Annotated in this window: 1 rRNA gene; it reads right to left on the bottom strand. The window is 49.8% G+C overall.

What is annotated here, in order from left to right:
• A 23S ribosomal RNA gene (locus tag QZT94_RS03135) occupies positions 1-2500 on the bottom strand; the annotation flags it as partial.
• Positions 2501-2508: the final 8 nt, after the last annotated feature.

A 2508-nucleotide genomic window follows, 5' to 3' on the forward strand; every position in this document is an offset into this window, starting at 1 on the left:
GTGCCAAACCACTCCGTCGATGTGAACTCTTGGGAGTGATAAGCCTGTTATACCCAGGTTACCTTTTATCCGTTGATCTATGGAAAACCAACTTTATAACACCGGATCACTAAGTCCTAATTTCGTACCTGCTCCACCCGTCGGTGTCGCAGTCATGGTCACTTCTGTCTTTGCACTCTTCTATTGGTTTCCAACCATTCTGAGGGAACCTTTGAGCGCCTGCGATACTATTTCGGAGGCGACCGCCCCAGTCAAACTCCCCACCTGACAGTGTCACCCAGCCTGTTCACGGCTGATTGTTAGAAATAAAATACTACAAGGGTGGTATCCCAAGGATGACTCCACACAGACTGGCGTCCAAGCTTCATAGTCTCCCCCCTATCCTGTACATGTAGCACCGAGCCTCCATGTCAAGCTACAGTAAAGCTCCATGGGGTCTTTCCGTCCTGTCGCAGGTAACCGGCATCTTCACCGGGATTACAATTTCCCAGAGTCTATTGTTGAGACAGTGCCGAAATCGTTACGCCTTTCGTGCGGGTCGGAACTTACCCGACAAGGAATTACGCTACCTTATGACCGTTATAGTTACGGCCGCCGTTTACTGGGGCTGAAGTTGACTGCTGCGATTGCTCTAACAGCTCCCCTTAACCTTCCCGCCCCGGGCAGGCGTCCGCTCCGATACATCGTCTTACGACTTAGCAGAAACCTGTGTTTTTGGTAAACAGTCGCTTGGGCCTATTCTCTGCGGCCTGTCATAGACAGGCACCCCTTCTCCCTAAGTTACGGGGTCATTTTGCCGAGTTCCTTAACAATAGTTCTCTCGCTGGCCTTAGGATACTCTCCTCACCCACCTGTGTCGGTTTACGGTACGGGCGCCTTTAAACTCGATAGAAGCTTTTCTTGACAGTGTGAAATCAGCTACTTCGCCCCGGAGGGCTTCCCCATCACATCCTAGCATTGTCTAAACGGATTTGCCTATTTAGACTGCCTCAATGCTTAGCCGTACATAACCAACAGTACGGTTAGCTTATCCTACTGTGTCACTCCATCTCTCAAACGCTTATTGGCGGTACAGGAATATCAACCTGTTGTCCATCACCTACGCCTTTCGGCCTCGGCTTAGGTCCCGACTAACCCAGGGCGGACGAACCTTCCCCTGGAAACCTTGGGTTTACGGCCCGTGGGATTCTCACCCACGTCTCGCTACTCATGCCAACATTCTCACTCGTATACTGTCCACATGTCCTTACGGTCATGCTTCAGCCTGCATACGAAGCTCCCCTACCCATCATAAATGATGCCGTAGCTTCGGTAGTACGTTTTAGCCCCGGAAATTTTCGGCGCAGAATCACTCGACCAGTGAGCTATTACGCACTCTTTAAATGAGTGGCTGCTTCTAAGCCAACATCCTGGTTGTCTGTGCAATCCCACATCCTTTACCACTTAACGTACATTTAGGGACCTTAGCTGACGATCTGGGCTGTTGCCCTTTTGACTATGAATCTTATCACCCACAGTCTGACTCCCAAGTAAAAGAAAACGGCATTCGGAGTTTGATAGTCTTCGGTAAGTGCAATACCCCCTAGGACATTCAGTGCTCTACCTCCGTTTCTCTACGCTTGAGGCTAGCCCTAAAGCTATTTCGGGGAGAACCAGCTATCTCCGGGCTCGATTGGAATTTCACCGCTATCCACAAGTCATCCCCGAGCTTTTCAACGCTCGTGGGTTCGGTCCTCCACGAAATTTTACTTTCGCTTCAACCTGCTCATGGATAGGTCGCCCGGTTTCGGGTCTACGCCAAGTAAATTAATCGCCAATTTAAGACGCGCTTTCGCTCCGGCTCCACACCTTAAGTGCTTAACCTTGCTACTTACCGTAACTCGTTGGCCCGTTCTACAAAAAGTACGCGGTCACACAAGTAATGTGCTCCCACAGCTTGTAAGTGCAGGGTTTCAGGTTCTATTTCACTCCCCTCCCGGGGTTCTTTTCACCTTTCCCTCACGGTACTATGCGCTATCGGTCACTAGGTAGTATTTAGGCTTGGAGGATGGTCCCTCCTGCTTCCCACAGGGTTTCACGTGTCCCGTGGTACTCTGGATCATACTAGTAGCTTTCTCGTTTCAACTACAGGGCTATTACCTTCTATGGCGGAGCTTTCCAACTCTCTTCATTTACGATATTGCATCCATGTTGTATGTCCGCAACCCCAACGAAGTAAACTTCATTGGTTTGGCCTGTTCCGCGTTCGCTCGCCGCTACTTACGGAATCGAATTTCTTTCTCTTCCTCCGGGTACTTAGATGTTTCAGTTCCCCGGGTTCCCCTCGCTAAGCTATGTATTCACTTAACGATACTTAGACATTACTCTAAGTGAGTTTCCTCATTCGGAAATCTTCGGATCAAAGTTTACGTGCAACTCCCCGAAGCTTATCGCAGCTTATCACGTCCTTCATCGGCTCCTAGTGCCAAGGCATCCGCCCTGCACCCTTAATAACTTGACCAGTTATTA

Origin of the sequence: Varibaculum sp. (genome assembly GCF_008661855.1) — a bacterium.
Taxonomy (GTDB): domain Bacteria; phylum Actinomycetota; class Actinomycetes; order Actinomycetales; family Actinomycetaceae; genus Varibaculum; species Varibaculum timonense_A.